This window comes from Micromonospora sp. NPDC047670 (assembly GCF_043204915.1).
Lineage (GTDB): Bacteria > Actinomycetota > Actinomycetes > Mycobacteriales > Micromonosporaceae > Micromonospora.
In genome coordinates this window covers 410549-428026 of sequence record NZ_JBIDDA010000003.1, presented here as the reverse complement: position 1 = coordinate 428026, position 17478 = coordinate 410549, and the positions used below count along the sequence as shown (strand labels likewise).

The 17478-nt window shown below is 75.8% G+C and carries 17 protein-coding genes; 10 read left to right on the top strand and 7 right to left on the bottom strand.

All coding sequences use genetic code 11. The annotated features are described in order from the left end of the window. Positions 1-233: 233 nt before the first annotated feature. The 7 genes from ACGF7U_RS09945 to ACGF7U_RS09915 all read right to left on the bottom strand — a co-directional run bounded on the left by ACGF7U_RS09945 (position 234) and on the right by ACGF7U_RS09915 (position 6595). Complete coding sequence (locus ACGF7U_RS09945) at positions 234-965, bottom strand: nucleotidyltransferase domain-containing protein (RefSeq protein ID WP_393105298.1); 732 nt, start codon at positions 963-965, stop codon at positions 234-236. Positions 966-1055: 90 nt separating this feature from the next. Then, on the bottom strand, positions 1056-1556 hold the full coding sequence (locus ACGF7U_RS09940; protein WP_393104893.1) for a nitroreductase/quinone reductase family protein: 501 nt from the start codon (positions 1554-1556) through the stop codon (positions 1056-1058). Between the two features lie 28 nt (positions 1557-1584). After that, a complete protein-coding gene (locus ACGF7U_RS09935; protein WP_393104891.1) occupies positions 1585-4299 on the bottom strand; it encodes an FtsX-like permease family protein in 2715 nt (904 codons plus the stop codon). Beyond that, positions 4296-5054, bottom strand: coding sequence for an ABC transporter ATP-binding protein (locus ACGF7U_RS09930; RefSeq protein ID WP_393104889.1), 759 nt, complete (start codon positions 5052-5054; stop codon positions 4296-4298). Before ACGF7U_RS09930 ends, ACGF7U_RS09935 begins: the two co-directional genes overlap by 4 nt. Further along, complete coding sequence (locus ACGF7U_RS09925; RefSeq protein ID WP_393104887.1) at positions 5051-5638, bottom strand: PadR family transcriptional regulator; 588 nt, start codon at positions 5636-5638, stop codon at positions 5051-5053. The genes ACGF7U_RS09930 and ACGF7U_RS09925 overlap by 4 nt, the downstream gene beginning before the upstream one ends. Positions 5639-5702: 64 nt before the next feature. Next, on the bottom strand, positions 5703-6149 hold the full coding sequence (locus ACGF7U_RS09920) for a ferritin-like domain-containing protein (RefSeq protein WP_393104885.1): 447 nt from the start codon (positions 6147-6149) through the stop codon (positions 5703-5705). Beyond that, positions 6146-6595 carry a hypothetical protein gene (locus tag ACGF7U_RS09915; protein WP_393105296.1) on the bottom strand — a complete coding sequence of 150 codons (450 nt, stop codon included), beginning with the start codon at positions 6593-6595 and terminating at the stop codon, positions 6146-6148. The genes ACGF7U_RS09920 and ACGF7U_RS09915 overlap by 4 nt, the downstream gene beginning before the upstream one ends. Before the next feature lie 230 nt (positions 6596-6825). Here ACGF7U_RS09915 and rimP point away from each other — a divergent pair, with 230 nt between their 5' ends. From rimP to ACGF7U_RS09865, 10 genes are all read left to right on the top strand, one after another. Then, positions 6826-7527, top strand: a complete 702-nt coding sequence (gene rimP, locus ACGF7U_RS09910) for a ribosome maturation factor RimP (RefSeq protein WP_393104883.1) — start codon at positions 6826-6828, stop codon at positions 7525-7527. Then, positions 7524-8567, top strand: coding sequence for a transcription termination factor NusA (nusA, locus tag ACGF7U_RS09905; protein ID WP_393104881.1), 1044 nt, complete (start codon positions 7524-7526; stop codon positions 8565-8567). The genes rimP and nusA overlap by 4 nt, the downstream gene beginning before the upstream one ends. 16 nt (positions 8568-8583) lie before the next feature. Then, the gene (locus tag ACGF7U_RS09900) at positions 8584-8916 is read left to right on the top strand and encodes a YlxR family protein (RefSeq protein ID WP_393104879.1); all 333 of its coding nucleotides are present in this window, start codon (positions 8584-8586) and stop codon (positions 8914-8916) included. Positions 8917-9009: 93 nt separating this feature from the next. Continuing rightward, positions 9010-12012: a translation initiation factor IF-2 gene (infB, locus tag ACGF7U_RS09895; RefSeq protein ID WP_393104877.1), complete on the top strand. Its 3003-nt coding sequence runs from the start codon at positions 9010-9012 to the stop codon at positions 12010-12012. A gap of 87 nt (positions 12013-12099) precedes the next feature. Continuing rightward, positions 12100-12393 (top strand): DUF503 domain-containing protein, encoded by a 294-nt coding sequence (locus tag ACGF7U_RS09890; protein ID WP_101414636.1) that lies wholly within the window; start codon positions 12100-12102, stop codon positions 12391-12393. Positions 12394-12671: 278 nt separating this feature from the next. Continuing rightward, positions 12672-13157, top strand: a complete 486-nt coding sequence (rbfA, locus tag ACGF7U_RS09885) for a 30S ribosome-binding factor RbfA (RefSeq protein ID WP_393104875.1) — start codon at positions 12672-12674, stop codon at positions 13155-13157. Next, positions 13154-14236, top strand: coding sequence for a bifunctional oligoribonuclease/PAP phosphatase NrnA (locus ACGF7U_RS09880; protein ID WP_393104873.1), 1083 nt, complete (start codon positions 13154-13156; stop codon positions 14234-14236). The genes rbfA and ACGF7U_RS09880 overlap by 4 nt, the downstream gene beginning before the upstream one ends. 85 nt (positions 14237-14321) lie before the next feature. Beyond that, positions 14322-14729: a hypothetical protein gene (locus ACGF7U_RS09875; RefSeq protein WP_393104871.1), complete on the top strand. Its 408-nt coding sequence runs from the start codon at positions 14322-14324 to the stop codon at positions 14727-14729. Beyond that, positions 14729-14938, top strand: coding sequence for a DUF6186 family protein (locus ACGF7U_RS09870; protein WP_289281016.1), 210 nt, complete (start codon positions 14729-14731; stop codon positions 14936-14938). The genes ACGF7U_RS09875 and ACGF7U_RS09870 overlap by 1 nt, the downstream gene beginning before the upstream one ends. Positions 14939-16142: 1204 nt before the next feature. After that, positions 16143-17465 carry an MATE family efflux transporter gene (locus ACGF7U_RS09865; protein ID WP_393104869.1) on the top strand — a complete coding sequence of 441 codons (1323 nt, stop codon included), beginning with the start codon at positions 16143-16145 and terminating at the stop codon, positions 17463-17465. Positions 17466-17478 lie beyond the last annotated feature (13 nt).

Genomic DNA, 17478 nt, shown 5'->3' with positions numbered 1-17478 from the left:
TCTCGCCGGTGGGGGCGCGGTGGAAGGGCGCTGTGTCGTCGAAGGCGGAGCGGAGTGGGTCGGCGGACGTCGGCTCACACGCGAGCAGGCCCGGGAGGCAGCGGCGAAAGGACATGGATACGGAGTATGCATACGCGGTATGCTTAGCGCAAGCCGCCCGTCCGTTCGTGATCACCCTTCGCAGGCTCACTCGTGGCCCGGGGGACGCCGCCGGGAGAAGGGCCGGTCCGTCCTCAGCCGTCGAGGAGGTCGTCGACCGTGCCGTCGACCGGGCGGCCCCGGGCGGCCAGCTCCTCCGCCTGGCGGGCCAGCACCCCGCCCACCTCGGTCATGTCCGCGCCGGCCAGGCCGGTGCGCCGCACCGCGTCCCCAGGGTCGCGGAAGTAGGTGCGGCTGAGCAGGCCGTGCACCATGGCCGCCGCCAGCCGCGCCTCGCCGAGCATCAGCAGGGCCTGGTCGGTCTCGTACCACTCGGCCAGCCGGGCGGCCCGGGCGTGCGCCGCGCTGCCCCTGTACCACGCCTGCCGGGCGGCCGTGCTGAACTCGGCCGGCCGGGCCCGCGCCAGCCGGCCCAGGTGGGCGTCGCGCAGCGTGCGCAGCCAGTCGGTCGGGTCGTGCAGCGCCCGGGTGCTCACGTACCGGTCGGCGGTCAGCGGCCAGAGCGGGGAGATCACCCGGGCCTGGCGCAGGTAGTCGTCCGCGCCGGCCACGGTCAGGTCGACCAGCACGCCGTCGACCCGCCGGGTCGCCGGGGGCGGGCCGCCGCCGGGTCGGTAGGTCACCACCAGCAGCCCGACCTCGCCGTCCCCGCCGCCGTCGTCGTCGCCGTGCGCGAGCGGGCCGTGCACCGCCACGGCGAGCACGCCGGCCGGGAAGCGCCGGCGGGCGGCGTCGGAGACCCGCTCGGCCACCGCCCACCGTGGATCGTCCGGGCGCACGTCGCCGTCGGCGGCTCCGCCGTCCACGTCCACGCCGACCACCTCACGCCCTCGCAACCGGGCCGCCCGTCGCGACCCGGCCGGCGGGCCGCCGTCGACGCGGGTCACCACCTCACCCTAGTCGCGCCCGCCCGACCCGCCCGGCACGCCGCGCCCGTCGGAAACCAGCCGGAAGACGAGGATCTCGCGGCCGCCGGCCCGCCGGACGTACGCCTCGTAGGCCGGCCACTCCTCGACCAGGAGGCGCCACAGCCGCTCCCGTTCGGCGCCGGTGGCGACCTCGGCGCGCACCGGGACGCGGCGGCCCTTCACCGCCACCTCGGCCGCCGGGTCGGCGAGCAGGTTCAACGCCCAGCTCGGCTGGCGGGCCTGGCCGAAGTTGGTGCCGACCACCACGTACGCGTCGCCGTCGGGCACGTACAGCAGCGGGTTGCTGCGCGGCTTGCCGGAGCGCCGGCCGGTGGTGGTGACGACCAGCGACGGGACGAGGCCCAGCGCGACCACCCGACCCCGGGTGAGGCGCCCGACCACCCGGTCGGCGGGGACGAGCAGGCGGGCGGCGGCGCCGAACCAGCGGTGGTGACCGACGCGGCGGGTGAGGGCTCCCAGGACGGGCACGGGCACCAGTGTGCCCGTTCCCGGGCGGTCAGTCGAGGCGTCGCTCGACCGGCAGCCGGGACCGGGTGAAGAACCCCGCGCCGAGCATCGCGACCAGCGGTACCAGCACCAGGACGCCGAGCGTGGTCCACGGGACCACCACCGGGTACGGGTCCTGGACCGGCCACGTGCCGGCGTACCGGCGGTTGAGGGCGGTCAGGATGATCACGGCCGAGCCGAGGCCGGCGGCGATGCCGAGCGCCGAGCCCAGTACGGCGATCACCCCCGCCTGGCAGAGCGAGAGCAGCCGGCGCAGGCCCGGACCGGCGCCGACCGCGGCCAGGGTGGACAGGTCGGCGCGCCCCTCGGCCGCCGCCAGCCCGGTGGCGATGCCGGCGGCGCCCAAGGTGATCATCCCCGCCGCGGCGGCCAGCAGGAACAGCGCCGGGCGGTCGTCGCCGGTCGGGCCGCCCGACTCGACCTCCACCTGCGCCCCGAGCGGTCGCAGGGCGGCGCGGAACCTGTCCTGCCGGTCCTCGTCGGGCACCCCGTCGGCGGCGACCGCCCAGCCGAGCGGGCGGGCGGTCAGCCCGAGCCGGTCGGCCGCCCGGGGGGAGACCAGCAGTTGCCGCACGCCCAGGCCGGTGTGGAACGCGTACGCGTCGATCGTGGTGGGCGGGGACGGGACGGGCCCCTCCGGCCCGGGGCGGGACACCACGATGTCGACCCGGCCGGCCACCACGTAGCGCGGATCGGTGACCACCACGCCACCGGCCCGCAGCGCGGCGGTGGCGGCGGCGACGTCGGCGGGACCGGCGCCGGTGAGGACCGGCAGCGCCGCGCCGTCGTCCACCACCGCCTGGAAGAACGGGCCGAGGCGGTCGTCGGGGCCGCCGCGGCAACGGGCGTCGGCGCGGGCCCGCCGCCGGTCGGACTCACTGAGCCCGTCGTGCGGCTGCCAGGGGCAGGCCCGCTCGGGCGGCAGCACCGGCGAGACCGAACAGGGTCCGGTGGCGGTCGCGCACCCGGCGTCGACCAGTGGCGCGACCGTCCGGGCCCCCAGATGCTCGCGGGCCGGCCCGGCGATCTGGTCCAGAACCGGCCCGGCCCGGTCCGCCCGGTCGGGCAGGGTCACCAGCACGGTGCCGGGCGGGAGGCTCGGCTCGTACGCGGCGGCCGACCGGGTCTGGTCGCTGGCCAGGTAGGCGCCGACGCCGACGCTGCCGGCGACCGCCGCCATCACGGCGGAGATCGCCGGTGCGGTCGAGGACCGGTTGCGGCTGGCGTCGCGCAGGGCGATCCGCGGGGCCAGCGGCAGCGACCGGCCGAGCCGGGCGAGCAGGCCGACCAGCGTCGGGGTGGCGAAGACCAGTCCCAGCTCGCCGAGGACCAGGCCGGTGAGGATCACCGTCGGCGCCGTCCGGGCGGCGCCGAGCGCGGCCACCCCGGCACCGCCGACGACCAGGGCGACCCCCGCCGTCAGCCAGCGCCGCCGGTGCGCCGGCGGGGTGCGGCGGCCGGCCAGCCCCGCCACCACGTCCTGCCGGGCGGCCGTCCAGGCCGGGGCCAGCGCGGCCAGCACCCCGGCCAGCACCGCGACGGCGGCGATCGCCGCGAGGGCCTCCGGCCAGCAGCGGTACCCGCCGAAGCGCGCCCCGTAGAGGTGCTGCTCCACCAGCGGCCGGCCGGCGAACGCGGCGGCGATGCCGAGCGACACCCCGGCGGCGGCTCCGAGGGCGCCCAGCACCACGCCGTCGGCCAGCACGATCCGGCGCAGGTGGGCGTCGTCCCCGCCGGCCACGGCGATCAGCGCGAGATCCCGCCGCCGCCGGCGTACGCCGACCGCGAAGGCCGGCCCGACGAGCAGCACCACCTCCAGCAGCCCCAGCCCGCCGACGAGCACCGAGACGCTCATCCCCTCGACGTCCACCCGGGAGCCGTCGGGGGGCGGCACCGATCCGGCGTTCGACGGCGGGGCCGGGGTGCGGGCGCGTACCACCAGGCCGTGTTCGTTGAGCCGGCCGAACGTGTCCTCGTCGACGGCGCCGGGCAGGTCGACCAGCCAGCTCGTCTCGGGCTCGGGGTCCGCCGGGCTCGGGGCCGCCGGGTGCAGCGTCACCACCGGGCCCAGGTCGTCGGGGTACTCGACGACCCCGACCACGCGCCACGAGCGGGAGCCGTCGCCGGAGGTGACGGTGCCGCCGGGGCGGACGTCGAGGCGGCGCAGCGCCGCCGGGCTCACCGCGATCTCGTCCGGCCCGGCCGGCGCCCGGCCCGAGCGGAACCGGACCAGCCCACGGCCGAGCGGGTCGGCGAGGTCCACGGCGCGCCCGTTGAAGCCGTCCTTGACCCGGTCGCCGACGCGGGCGTCGAACGAGACCCACCGGCGCAGCGGGATCGCCCGGCTCCCCGCCGGCAGCAGGGCGGTCACCTGCCCGGCGGTGACCGGTCCGGTCGGGAGCGGGTCGTCCTCGGTGGACCCCCAGCCCTCACCCCAGGCGTCCTGGAAGACCGGGCCCCGCGCCACCCAGAGCAGCTCCGCGTCGGCGACGCCGAGCTGGCGCCCGTTCCGCTCGGCCCGGGTCAGCTCGGCCATGTCCCAGCTCACGGCGGTGAAGGTCAGCACCAGCACCGGCAGCGTGATCATCGCGAGCACCAGCGCCGTACGCCCCCGCGCCCGGCGGGCCTCCCGCCGGGCGATCCGCAGCGCCGCCCACCAGGAGCCGACGGCGCCGGCGAGCCGGCCGCCCCGGCCCGCCGTCACCGACCGCTGCCGCTCAACAGCTGCTCCACGCTGCCCAGCGGGGCGGTCGAGTCGACCAGCGTCCCGTCGCGGAGGAAGACCACCCGGTCGGCCCAGGCGGCGTGCCGCGCCTCGTGGGTGACCAGGACCGCGGCGGCCCCCGCGTCGACCCGCCGGCGCAGCAGGTGCAGCACCGCCTCGCCGGTCTGCGAGTCCAGCGCCCCGGTCGGCTCGTCGGCGAGCACCAGCCGCCGCTCGCCGACCAGCGCGCGGGCGATCGCCACCCGCTGCTGCTGGCCGCCCGAGAGCTGGTCGGGGAACCGGTCGCCCAGCTCGGGCAGGCCCACCTCGGCCAGCGCGTCCAGCGCCAGCCGGCGGGCCCGCCGGACGCCGGTCCCGTCGAGCTCCAGGGGAAGCGCGACGTTCTCCACGGCGGTGAGGCTGCCGAGCAGGTTGAGGTCCTGGAAGATGTAGCCGATCCGGCGGCGACGCACCTGGGCGAGGCGGCGCCGGTCCAGCGCGCCGAGCGGCTCGCCCTCCACGTACACCTCGCCGGCCGTCGGGCCGTCCAACCCGCCGGCGAGGGCCAGCAGGGTCGACTTCCCGGAGCCGGAGGGCCCCATCACCGCCACGAGTTCGCCCGGGTGGACGGCGAGGCTCACCCCGCGCAGCGCGTGCACGGCCGCCGGCCCGGTGCCGTGGGTGCGGTGCACGTCGCGTACGTCGAGCACGGCCGTGGCCGGGCTCCCGCCCGCCGGTCCGCCGCCCGCGTTCACCGTCGCGCCTCCTCGTCCGCCCGGTCCACCGCCCCGGTGGGCGTCGTCGGCAGCCGGCCGGGCTCCGCCGGACGGTAGCGCACCAGGCTGGTCTCGCAGTGGTCCAGCCAGCGGACCTCGGCCTCGGTCTGGAAGAGCATGGCGTCCAGCACCAGCCGCCACGGCAGGTCCTCCGGGCGGTCGCTGGCGTACTTCAGCCGGGTCAACTCCTGCAACGTGCGCATGGTCGCGCTGCGCTGGGTCTGCACCACCGACCGCACGTCGACGCCGGGGGTGGTCAACGCGAGGGCCAGCTTGATCGCCAGCTCGTCGCGGGGGCGGTCGGAGCGACTGATCGGGGTGGCGAACCACAGCGCCAGGTCCGCCCGTCCGGCGTCGGTGATCTCGTACGGGCGCTGCCCGGCCTCGCTCTCGGGAAGCGAGCGGACCAGCCCGTCCCGCTCCAGACGGGACAGGGTGGTGTAGACCTGCCCGATGTTCAGCGGCCAGGTCGAGCCGGTCGACTCCTCGAACGCGGCGCGGAGCTGGTAGCCGTACATCTGGCCGCGTTCGAGCAGGGCGAGCAGCCCGTGACGGATGGACATGTGAAGGGAGTATGCATACCTGGTATGCGGGCCGCAACCGGAGCGTGACCCTCGGGAGCAGCGGTCAGGCGGGCCGGCCGGGGAACGGCACGGTCAGCGGGGTGATCCCGGCCGTCCGCCGCCAGCGGGTCGCCCGCAGGGCGTACTCGACCAGGGCGGCCAGCGCCTTGTCCCGGTCGGCGCCGGTGGTGGCCGCCACCGCCGCGCGCCAGAACGCCGCCGTACGCTCCTCCACCTCGACGGCCAGCCGCAACGCGCTCGCCCGGTCGGTCACCGGGAACGGCAGGGCGTAGCCCGCCCGGTCCGGCGGGACGGGGCCGCCGCCCGCGCTCAGCTGCACCACCAGGTCGTCGCGGCGGCGCCGGTGCGCGGCCTCCGCCTCCCGGGCGGCGCTGCGGGCCGCGCCGGTGAGGCGCACCCCGATGGGACCGTAGGCCCAGATCGCCGCGTACTCGGCGGTGAGCGCGGCGCCGAGCGCCCCGGCCGGCCCGGACGGTGTCGGTGCGGTCACTTCAGCGCCTCCACGTGCGTGGCCCGGGCGGCGACGATCGAGGCGAGCAGCGCGGCCCGCTCCGCCGGCGCCGCCGCGCAGGCCCTGGTCGCCGTCTCCCGACCGGCGCGCTCGCGCTCGCGCAGCGCGGCCCGCGCCGCGGCCGGGTCGCCCGCCGGGGCGGGGGTGGCCGCGGCGGGTGCCGAGGGCGGCGGCACGCCGATCACCCGGGCCAGTTCGGCCGCGTGTGCCCCGTGCGCCTCGGCGATCGGGGTGAGCAGGCCGGCCAGCGCGGGATGCGCCGCGGCGGCGTCGCGGTGCCCGGCGGCGAGCCGGAGCGCCTCGTCGAGCAGCGGCGTGAGTGGGTCGGGGCCCGGGGTGGGATCGGCGTCGCGGTCGAGAAGATCACAGCCGGTCAGCGGCGCCGCCGCGCCGCCGAGTGCCAGGAGTGCCCCGGCGCGCAGCACCGTTCGCCGGGAATGCCCGGTTGCTCTGCCGTGTTGCGTCGTTCTGCCCGTCGCCACCGGACAAGTCAACACCATGACCGGTCGTACGTGGGCCACCGGCGTCGGTGCGCCGCCCGGTCCCGCGCCCGGCAGGCGCGTTACGCTCTGCGCAGCCACCGGCGCGTCAGCCCCGGTGGCGTGCCGGCATGGCGACCGATCGGGCCGCCGTCGATCACGAGAAGGGTGCGGAGATGACGCAGCGTGGCCGTGCCACGAGGTCGACGGGTCCGGCGGGCAGACCCCGGCGCGCCGACGCCCCCCGGGGCGGGGAACGCGCCGGCGGCCCGCGCGGCGACCTCGCCGCCCGGCGGGCCCGGCTGCGTGAGGTCATCGAGCCGGTGGTCGCCGGCGCCGGCTACGACCTGGAGGACCTCTCCGTCTCCCGGGCCGGCCGCCGACACGTGGTGCGGGTGATCGTGGACGCCGACGGCGGGATCAACCTGGACGCCGTCGCCGAGGTCTCCCGGGCCGTCTCCGCGGCCCTCGACGCGGCCGAGGAGGCCGGCGGCGACATCGTCGCCGGGGAATACCAGCTGGAGGTCAGCTCCCCGGGCGTGGACCGGCCGCTGACCCTGCCGCGGCACTGGCGGCGCAACGTCGGGCGGTTGGTCAAGGTGACCGCGCGCGGCGCGGGCGCCCTGCCCGGGCAGCGCGCCGAACAGCCCGTGGGTGACCGGCAGGTCACCGGCCGGGTGGTCGAGGCCGACGACGAGCGCGTGGTGCTGGAGACCGACACCGGCCGCGCCGCGTGGGCCTACCCCGAGCTCGGCCCCGGCCGGGTGCAGGTCGAGTTCCACCGCCTCGACGAGATCGAGGAGACGGACGAACCCGACGACATGGACGACACCGACGACTTCGACGACGAAGATGATGTGGAGGACGAGGAGAGGTGAACATCGACCTCGCGGCGCTGCGCGCACTCGAGCGCGAGCGGGAGATCCCGTTCGACACGATCCTCGCGGCGATCGAGACCGCGCTGCTGACCGCGTACCGGCACACCGAGGGTGCGGAGCCGCACGCCCGGGTGGAGATCGACCGCAAGTCCGGCGCGGCCCTGGTCTACGCGCAGGAGCTGGACGACGACGGCACCGTGGTGCGGGAGTGGGACGACACCCCGCACGACTTCGGTCGGATCGCCGCCATGACCGCCAAGCAGGTGATCCTCCAGCGGCTGCGGGAGGCCACCGACGAGGTGCACTTCGGCGAGTACGTCGGCCGCGACGGCGACCTGGTCACCGGCGTGGTGCAGGCGCACGAGGCGCGGGCCGAGAAGGGCATCGTCAGCGTCGACCTGGGCAAGCTGGAGGGCGTCCTGCCGCAGTCGGAGCAGGTGCCCGGCGAGCGGTACGCGCACGGCGAGCGGATCCGCTGCGTGGTGGTGCACGTGGCCAAGGGGATGCGCGGTCCGCAGATCACCCTCTCCCGCTCCCATCCGGCGCTGGTCAAGAAGCTCTTCGCGCTCGAGGTGCCGGAGATCGCCGACGGCACGGTCGAGATCGGCGCGATCGCGCGTGAGGCGGGTCACCGCACGAAGATCGCGGTCCGCTCCACGACGCAGGGCGTGAACGCCAAGGGCGCCTGCATCGGCCCGATGGGCCAGCGGGTCCGCGCGGTGATGAGCGAGCTGCACGGCGAGAAGATCGACATCATCGACTGGTCGGACGACCCGGCGACCTTCGTCGGCAACGCCCTGTCCCCGGCCAAGGCGCTGCGGGTCGAGGTGGTCGACCTGGCCAGCCGGACGGCCCGGGTCACCGTCCCGGACTTCCAGCTATCCCTCGCCATCGGCCGGGAGGGGCAGAATGCCCGGCTTGCCGCCCGGCTGACCGGTTGGCGGATCGACATCCGGTCCGACGCGGAGCAGGCCGGCGCGACCGGCCGGGGCGGGGCTGATCACGTCCGGGAGCCGGGCGGCGCGATCTCGGGCGCCTAGGGGTAGACTTTCTCCAGTGGTACGACGCGCGCTGCCGGAGCGCACCTGTGTGGGCTGCCGGCGTCGTGCGCCGGCCAGCGAGTTACTGCGGATCGTCGCGGTCGGTGACGAGGCTGGTCACAGCCTTCGGTCCGATCCGGCCCGCAGGCTGCCGGGTCGGGGAGCGAACATGCACCCGGATCCGGCCTGCTTCGCGCAAGCGGTGCGGCGACGCGCCTTCGGGCGGGCGCTGCGCGTCACCGGGGTCCTCGACCACGGTGAGCTCGCGGAGCACGTCGATGCGCCAACCACTACGTCCGGTCAGCCCGACCGGGCGAGGGTCGCTAGCAGGGTAGGACGACCGACATGAGCACACGATGAAGTCCCTGAAATGACCAGGCTTCAAGTGCACGAGTGAGGTCGCTGCGGGTGCTGCCCGCACGACCTCGGAGTGAGGAGTGCAGTGGCAGGTAAGGCCCGCGTACACGAGCTTGCAAAAGAGCTCGGGGTCGAAAGCAAGACCGTTCTCGCCAAGCTCAAGGAGATGGGCGAGTTCGTGAAGTCCGCGTCCAGCACCGTCGAGGCGCCCGTCGCCCGACGGCTGCGCAGCGCATTCGTCGCATCCGCCGGATCGCCGGCGCCGGCCGCCCCGCCGGCGGCCGCACCGGCCCCGGCCCCGACCCCGACGCCCTCCCCGGCCCCCGGTGGGCCCCGGGTGTCGGCCAAGCCCATGCCGCCCCGGCGGCCGGCCGCGCCGACCCCCGGCCCGAAGCCCAAGGGCCCGGTGCCCGGTCCGCCGCAGCCCGCGGCGCCGGTCGCCAAGCCGGCGAGTGCCCACGACATCGAGGTGGCGGCCGCCGAGGCGCGTGCCGCCGCGCTGAAGGCTGAGCAGGAGGCCGCGGTCAAGGCCGCGCAGGCCGCCCGCCAGCAGCAGCGGGAGAACGTCCGACGGGAGCCCCCGACCGAGGGCGGTCCCCGTCCGGGTCCGCGTCCCGGCCCGAACGCCGTGCCGCCCCGTCCGGGTTCCCCGGCCGCGGGTCGTCCCGGCGGTCCGCAGCCGGGCCCGGGTGCCCGGCCGGGCGGTCGTCCGCCGGCGCGCGGCGCCGGCAACAACCCGTTCGGCATCCAGGGCGGTCAGCAGCAGCGGCCCCCGGCCGCCGGTGCCGGCGGCCCCCGGCCCAGCCCGGCGGGCATGCCGCCGCGGCCGAGCCCGGCCTCCATGCCGCCGCGGCCCAGCCCGGCCTCCATGCCGAGCCAGCGGCCCACCACCGGTCGCCCCGGCGGTCCCGGTGCCGGGCGTGGCGGCCCCGGTGGCGGCGCGGGCCGTCCCGGCGGCGGTGGCGGTGGCTTCCGCGGCGGTCCCGGTGGCGGCGGCGGTGGCGGTGGCTTCCGCGGTGGCCCCGGTGGCGGCGGCGGTGGCGGTGGCTACCGTGGTGGCCCCGGTGGCGGCGGCGGTGCTCCCGGCGGCGGTTTCCGTCCGGGTGCCCCGGCCGGTGGCGGTGGTCGTCCCGGTGGCGGCGGTCGTGGCCGTGGCGGCGGCGCCGCGGGTGCCTTCGGGCGTCCGGGCGGCCGGCCGACCCGTGGTCGCAAGTCCAAGAAGCAGCGCAGACAGGAGTTCGACAACCTGTCGGCCCCGACCATGAGCTCGGGTGCCCCCCGGGGTCAGGGTCAGGTCATCAGGCTCTCCCGTGGCGCCTCGCTGTCGGACTTCGCCGACAAGATCAACGCCAACCCGGGTTCGCTGGTCCAGGAGATGTTCAACCTGGGCGAGATGGTCACCGCGACCCAGTCGTGCTCCGACGACACCCTGCTGCTGCTGGGTGAGCACCTCGGGTTCGAGGTGCAGATCGTCAGCCCGGAGGACGAGGACCGCGAGCTGCTCGCGCAGTTCAACATCGACCTCGACGCCGAGGTCGCGGAGGACCGCCTGGTCAGCCGTGCGCCGGTGGTGACCGTCATGGGTCACGTCGACCACGGTAAGACCAAGCTGCTCGACGCGATCCGCAAGGCGAACGTCGTGGCCGGCGAGGCGGGTGGCATCACCCAGCACATCGGCGCCTACCAGGTCCACGTCCCGCACGAGGGCGAGGACCGGGCGGTGACCTTCATCGACACCCCGGGTCACGAGGCGTTCACCGCCATGCGTGCCCGTGGTGCCCAGGTGACGGACATCGTGGTGCTGGTGGTGGCGGCCGACGACGGCGTCATGCCGCAGACGATCGAGGCGTTGAACCACGCCAAGGCGGCCGACGTGCCGATCGTGGTAGCGGTCAACAAGGTCGACAAGCCGGAGGCCAACCCGGACAAGGTCCGCCAGCAGCTGACCGAGTACGGGCTGGTCGCCGAGGAGTACGGCGGCGACACGATGTTCGTCAACGTGGCGGCGAAGCCCGGTATCGGCATCGACGACCTGCTCGAGGCGGTCCTGCTGACCGCCGACGCGTCGCTGGAGCTGACCGCTCCGATCGACGGGCCGGCGCAGGGTGTGGCCATCGAGGCGCACCTGGACAAGGGCCGCGGCGCGGTGGCGACGGTGCTGGTGCAGAAGGGCACCCTGCGGGCGGGCGACTCGATCGTCGCCGGCGGGGCGCACGGCCGGGTCCGGGCGATGCTCGACGAGAACGGCAACCAGGTCGCCGAGGCGGGTCCGGCCCGTCCGGTCCTGGTGCTCGGTCTGACCGCGGTGCCGGGTGCGGGTGACACCTTCCTGGCGGCCGAGGACGACCGCACGGTGCGCCAGATCGCCGAGCAGCGGCAGGCACGGCGGCGGGCGGCGGCGTTTGCCAACTCCCGTGGCCGGGCCACCCTCGAGACGCTCATGGAGCAGCTCAAGGAGGGCGAGAAGACCTCGCTCAACCTGGTGCTCAAGGGCGACGTCTCCGGTTCCGTGGAGGCCCTCGAGGACGCGCTGTTCAACCTCGACATCCCGGAGGAGGTCCAGCTCAGGATCATCCACCGGGGCGTGGGTGCGATCACCGAGAGCGACGTCATGCTCGCGAGCGCCTCGTCCGAGGCGGTCACGATCATCGGCTTCAACGTGCGGGCCGCCAACAAGGTCCGCGAGATGGCCGACCGCGAGGGCGTGGAGATCCGGTACTACACCGTCATCTACCAGGCCATCGAGGAGATCGACGCCGCGCTCAAGGGGCTGCTCAAGCCGGAGTACGAGGAGGTCGAGCTGGGCACCGCGGAGATCCGCGACGTCTTCCGCTCGTCCAAGATCGGCAACATCTCCGGTTGCATCGTCCGGTCGGGCATCATCCGGCGCAACGCCAAGGCGCGCCTGCTGCGGGACGGGTCGGTGGTGGCGGACAACCTCACCATCAGCTCGCTCAAGCGGTTCAAGGACGACGCCACGGAGGTGCGCGAGGGCTTCGAGTGTGGTCTGACCCTGGGTGGTTACAACAACGTCCAGGTCGGCGACATCATCGAGACCTTCGAGATGCGGGAGAAGGCTCGCGCCTGATCCGGTGAACCACTGATCGAGGGGTTTACGCCGAAAGGCGTAAACCCCTTGATCATGTGGGGGGACGGCCGGGTATCGTCCGGGGCGATGTTCACCGGAACCGCGGTCTTCGACCTGCTGCTGCCGGGCGACTCCCGGTCGCTCAAGGCCAAGAGATCATACGTACGCCCGATCGTGGCGGCGCTGCGCCGATTCGAGGTCTCGGCCGCCGAGGTCGGGGCGCTCGACCTGCACGGTCGGGCGGAGATTGCCGTGGCCGTGGTGGCCGCCGAGGCGTCCCACGTGCGCGAGGTGCTGGACTCCTGCGAGCGCCTGGTGGCCGGCCGGCCGGAGACCGAGCTGCTCTCGGTGCGCCGGCGGCTCTACGGCGAGGAGGACTGACCGGGCGACGCGCGGGACGTGGCGACGGACCGCGTCCCGCACGCCCGCGTCCGGGACGTACCGACGCGGCCGGGCGGCGCGGTCGCGCGCGTCCGGCGGGTGGTGACGACGCCGGTCGGCGAGGGTACGCCGGGGGCTGTCGTGACCGGGCCGGCGCATGCCGGCGGCGCGCGGCGGCAGTTGCCGCGCGGGTAGTGTTCGAGATGTTGGCCGGCCGGCTCCGGGGCGCTCCGCGTCACCGGTGACGGCTGGGAGCAGGACGCCGTGGAGGTGGCGATATGTCGGATCCGGCCAAGGTACGCCGGCACGCGGAGCGGGTGCGTGAACTGGTCGCGTCGGTGGTGCGGAGCCAGATCAAGGACCCCCGGCTCGGCATGATCACCATCACCGACGCCCGGATCACCGCCGACCTGCGCGACGCGACCGTCTTCTACACGGTGCTCGGCGACGCGGCGGCCCAGTCCGGCACCGCCGCGGCGCTGGAGAGCGCCAAGGGCATGCTGCGCAGCACGGTCGGCAAGGCCCTGGGGCTGCGGCACTCGCCGACCCTGACCTTCGTCCTCGACGACGTGCAGGACCAGGTCAAGCACATCGACGACCTGCTCGCCCAGGCGCGCAGCGCCGACGCCGAGGTGCAGCGGCTCGCCGCCAGGGCCGAGTACGCGGGCGAGCCCCAGCCGTACCGGCTGGACGAGGACGCCGACGACGAGGCGCACGACGAGGACGAGGACGAGACCCAGCCCCGGGGCGGGGACCGGCGGTGACCGAGCCCGCCGGCGGGCCGGCCGGTGGCGCCCTCGCGGAGGCGACGCCACCGGCCGAATCCGGCCCGGCCGAGGCGGACTGGGCGGCTGCCGTCGCGGCGGTGCGGGCCCTGCCGCCGGACGGGCGGGTGCTGTTGATCTGTCATGTCAACCCGGACGGGGACGCGCTGGGCAGCATGCTCGGCTTCGGGCTCGGGCTGCGTCGGCTGGGCGTACGCCGGATGCAGGCGACCTTCCCCGGCCCGCCGGAGGTGCCCGAGCCGTTCCGCGAACTGCCCGGGCTCGACCTGCTGGTGCCGGCGACCGAGGCATATCCGGACCCGGACCTGGTGATCTGCTTCGACGCGGCCGGCGAGTCCCGGCTCGGCGAGCTGGTCGACCGGCTGGACACCGCCGGCGGCGTGCTCGTGCTCGACCACCACGCCTCGAACACCCGTTTCGGTCGGGTCAACCTGGTGGACCCGCACGCGGCGGCCACCTCCGTGGTCGCCGAAGGGCTCCTCGCCCGGCTCGGCGTCGCGCTGGACGCGGCGATCGCGGAGTGCCTCTACGTCGCACTGAGCACGGACACCGGCTCGTTCCGGTTCGAGGCGACCACCCCGGCCGTGCACCAGCTCGCGGCGCGCCTGCTCGCCACCGGCATCCGCCCCGGCGACATCTCCCGGCGGATCTTCGACACCCGGCCGTTCGGCGCCGTGCGTCTCTTCGGCGAGGTGCTCGGCCGCGCGTGCCTGGAGCCGGCCGCGGCCGCCGGACACGGCCTGGTCTGGACGTACGCCACCCAGGACGACCTGGCCCGGCACGACCAGCGGGCGTACGTGCTGGAGGCGCTGATCGACTCGGTCCGGTGCACCGCGGAGGCCGACGTGAGCTGCGTGGTCAAGCAGACCGCGAACGGCGACTGGGCGGTGTCCATGCGCAGCAAGGGCGCGGTGGACGTCAGCCGGGTGGCGGTCGCGCTGGGCGGCGGCGGGCACCGCTTCGCCGCCGGCTTCACCGGACGCGGGACCGTCGACGAGGTCGTCGGCCGGATCCGCGCGGAGCTCGACGGCGCGCTGACGGAGACCGGCCGGCGCTGAGCCGACCCCCGGCGACCGAAGATCAGGGTCAGCTCCGGGGGGTGTCCGTCTTCCGGGGCCCGGCGAGTACGGGGAGAATCGCGGGATGGAGCAGCCCCACGAGCTCACCGTCGAGGCGCCCCGCGCCTGGGACCGTCCCGTCGTCACCGTGCCGGTGCTTGTCTGCCTCTCGCTGGTCGGCGGCCGGTTCGCGTCGTTCTCGACGGAGGCCAACCTCTGGACCGTCGGCACCGGCGGCGTACTCATCTGGCTGGGCCTGAGCAACCGGGTGCCCCGGCGACCCGCCCCGCGCCGGCTCGGCGCCCCGGCGGCCTGGTGGGCCCTGCCGGTGGTGGTCTTCGGGGTCTTCGAGGGGGCCACGTTCGTGCTGGCGGTGGGGGACGACTTCCCCACCTTCTCCCGGTTGGCCGATCCGCTGCTGGAGGACCGGCTGGTCCGCTCGGCGGCCTGGCTGGCCTGGCTGTCGGCGTTCTGGGGGTTGGTGCGGCGATGATGCGGGCGTTGGCGATCGGCGGCTTCCTGGCGGCCCTGGTGCTCTTCGCCGCCGTCGAGTGGGCGGCCCGGCGCGAGGGATCCCGGATCCCGACCCTCGGCGAGGTCTGCGCGTACGTGATGCGCTACGAGGTGGGCTCGGTGCCGGTCGGCCGGATCGGTCTCTTCGGCTTCTGGTGGTGGCTCGGCTGGCACTTCCTGGCCCGCTGATCGCCGCCCCCGCATCCCCCGTCTCGCGGGCCGCCCCGGCCCGAGCGGCCAACGTGAGTCCAGATCGCGGGAACCGTGGGCAGCATGTGGACCTGAACGATAGCTTGGGAATCGGCCGGCGTCGTGTGGCGGCGCTGGCCGTGGGCGGTGCGGCCACACCCGGCAACACCTCCCTCCAGGGTCGATCGACCCGGGCTCACGCTGCCCACCAGCCGCTCCGGTGACCCCGGACCGCTGCCGGGCGCTCAGCACGCCGCCCGTGCGGGCCGCCGTCGAGTCGGTGGCCCATGCCCTGGAAGGGGACCACCATGCCGAACAAGCCCAAGCCCGAGACCACCGACGAGGCCCGCGAGCAGATGCGCCGCGCGCTGCAGACGTCGATGGACACCCGTCAGTGACCCAGGCCGCCCGGCGGTGACGCGGCCGGCGTCCCACGCCGACAGCGTCACCGCCCGCCTGGCCCGAGAGGGAGTCGTCCCGATTGGGGTTTCACGCCCGTAGCGTTGTCGCCCGCGCGGCAATGAGCCGGCATCGCGCCCCGGAGCGGGGTTACGCCGACAGCATCGCCGCCCGGCCGGCCGGCGTCGGGCCTCGGGTGGCGGCCCTGCGCCCGAGCCGCCACCTTTCCTGCGCGCCGGTCCCTGGTGACGGCCGATCCGGGCGTCGGCAGGAGTCCCTCTCCCGCGCGACCCGCGCGCGCCGGCTCGACCTCGCGCTGATCCATCCGACCGGCACCACGCGTAGCCCGGCCGCCCCCACTGACGACGCCACGTAGCCGGTGGCGACCCGTCGAGCTGGACGGCGAACCGCCTCGAACGGCCTGACGGCCGGAAATCGCCGCCGTCCTGCCGATCTTGGTACCCGACGGCCCCACCAGGGGCACTTTCCTGCCAAGATCCGCCCGCCGCCCGCCGCCCGCCGCCCGCCGCCCGCCGCCCGCCGCCCGCCGCCCGCCGCCGCGCCGTCCGCCGCCCGCCGCCGCGCCGTCCGCCGCCGCGCCGTCCGCCGCCCGCCGCCCGGCATGGGTTGGGCCCGCGTCGCCGGGCCGGCCGCCGGTGTCTGCCCGGGTTGAGTCGTCTGCGACATCAGTTCCACAGCGTCGACGGGTACGACCCGTTGTCGGAAGTCATTCGCGCCGGTCACGGTGCGGTAAGCGGTAACTCATCTTGCGATCCTTACGCCGGGCGTGCCATGATCGGCGGCGATGAGTCAGTCCACCGTTTCCGATTCCCGGGCCGCCGCCCGCCGGATCGCCGCGCTCGCCCTGCCGGCGCTCGTGGTGCTGGCCGCCGAACCGCTCTACGTGCTCGTGGACACGGCGGTGGTGGGGCACCTCGGCCGGGTGCCGCTGGCCGCCCTCGCCGTCGGCGGGACGGTGTTGACGCTCGTCGCCTGGCTCGGCACCGTGGTCGCGTACGGCACCACGGGACGGTCGGCCCGACGCTTCGGGGCCGGCGACCGCGCGTCAGCCGTCGCCGAGGGCGTGCAGTCCTCGTGGCTGGCCCTCGGGGTGGGTGTGCTGGTCGCGGTCGGCATGCAGGTGGGCGGTGGGGCGCTGGCGCGTACGCTCGCCGGCGGGCCGGGCGAGGTGGCCGACGCCGCCGCGCAGTGGCTGCGGGTCGCGGCGCTCGGCGCCCCGGGCCTGCTGCTCGCCGCCGCCGGCAACGGCTGGCTGCGCGGCGTGCAGGACACCCGTCGCCCGCTGGCGTTCGTGCTCGGCCCGAACCTGCTCTCCGCCGTGCTCTGCCCCCTGCTGGTCTATCCGGCCGGGCTGGGCCTGGTCGGCTCCGCGGTGGCCAACGCGGTCGCCCAGACCGTGTCCGGCCTGCTCTTCGCCGGTGCGCTGGTCGCCGAGCGGGTGTCGCTGCGGCCCCGGCCGCGGCTGATCGGGCAGCAACTGGTGCTCAGCCGGGACCTGCTGATCCGTGGCGTCGCGTTCCAGGCCAGCTTCCTCTCCGCCACCGCCGTGGCCGCGCGCTTCGGCGCCGCCGCCGTGGGCGCCCACCAGATCGCCCTGCAACTGTGGTTCTTCACCGCGCTGGTGCTCGACGCGCTCGCCATCGCCGCCCAGTCGCTGATCGGCGCCGCGCTCGGCGCCGGCGACGACGCCGGGGCGCGGGCCCTCGCCCGCCGGATCGGGCTGCTCGGTGGCGCCTGCGGCGTGGCGTTCGCCGTGCTCATCGCCGCCGGCGCCGGCGTGGTCCCCGGCTTGTTCAGCTCCGATCCGCAGGTACGCGACCAGGCGATGCTCGCCTGGCCGTGGTTCGTGGCGATGCAGCCGCTGGCCGGCGTCGTGTTCGCCCTCGACGGCGTGCTGATCGGCGCCGGGGACGTCCGTTACCTGCGCAACCTGACCATCGTGGCCGCCCTCGGCGGCTTCCTGCCCGCCATCTGGCTGGCGTACGGGCTCGACCTCGGCCTCGGCGGCATCTGGGCCGGGCTCACGCTGTTCGTCGTGATCCGGTTGGTCGCTCTGCTGCTGCGGCTGCGCTCCGGGGCCTGGGCCGTGGTCGGCGCGGTGCGCTGACCACGCCCCTGCG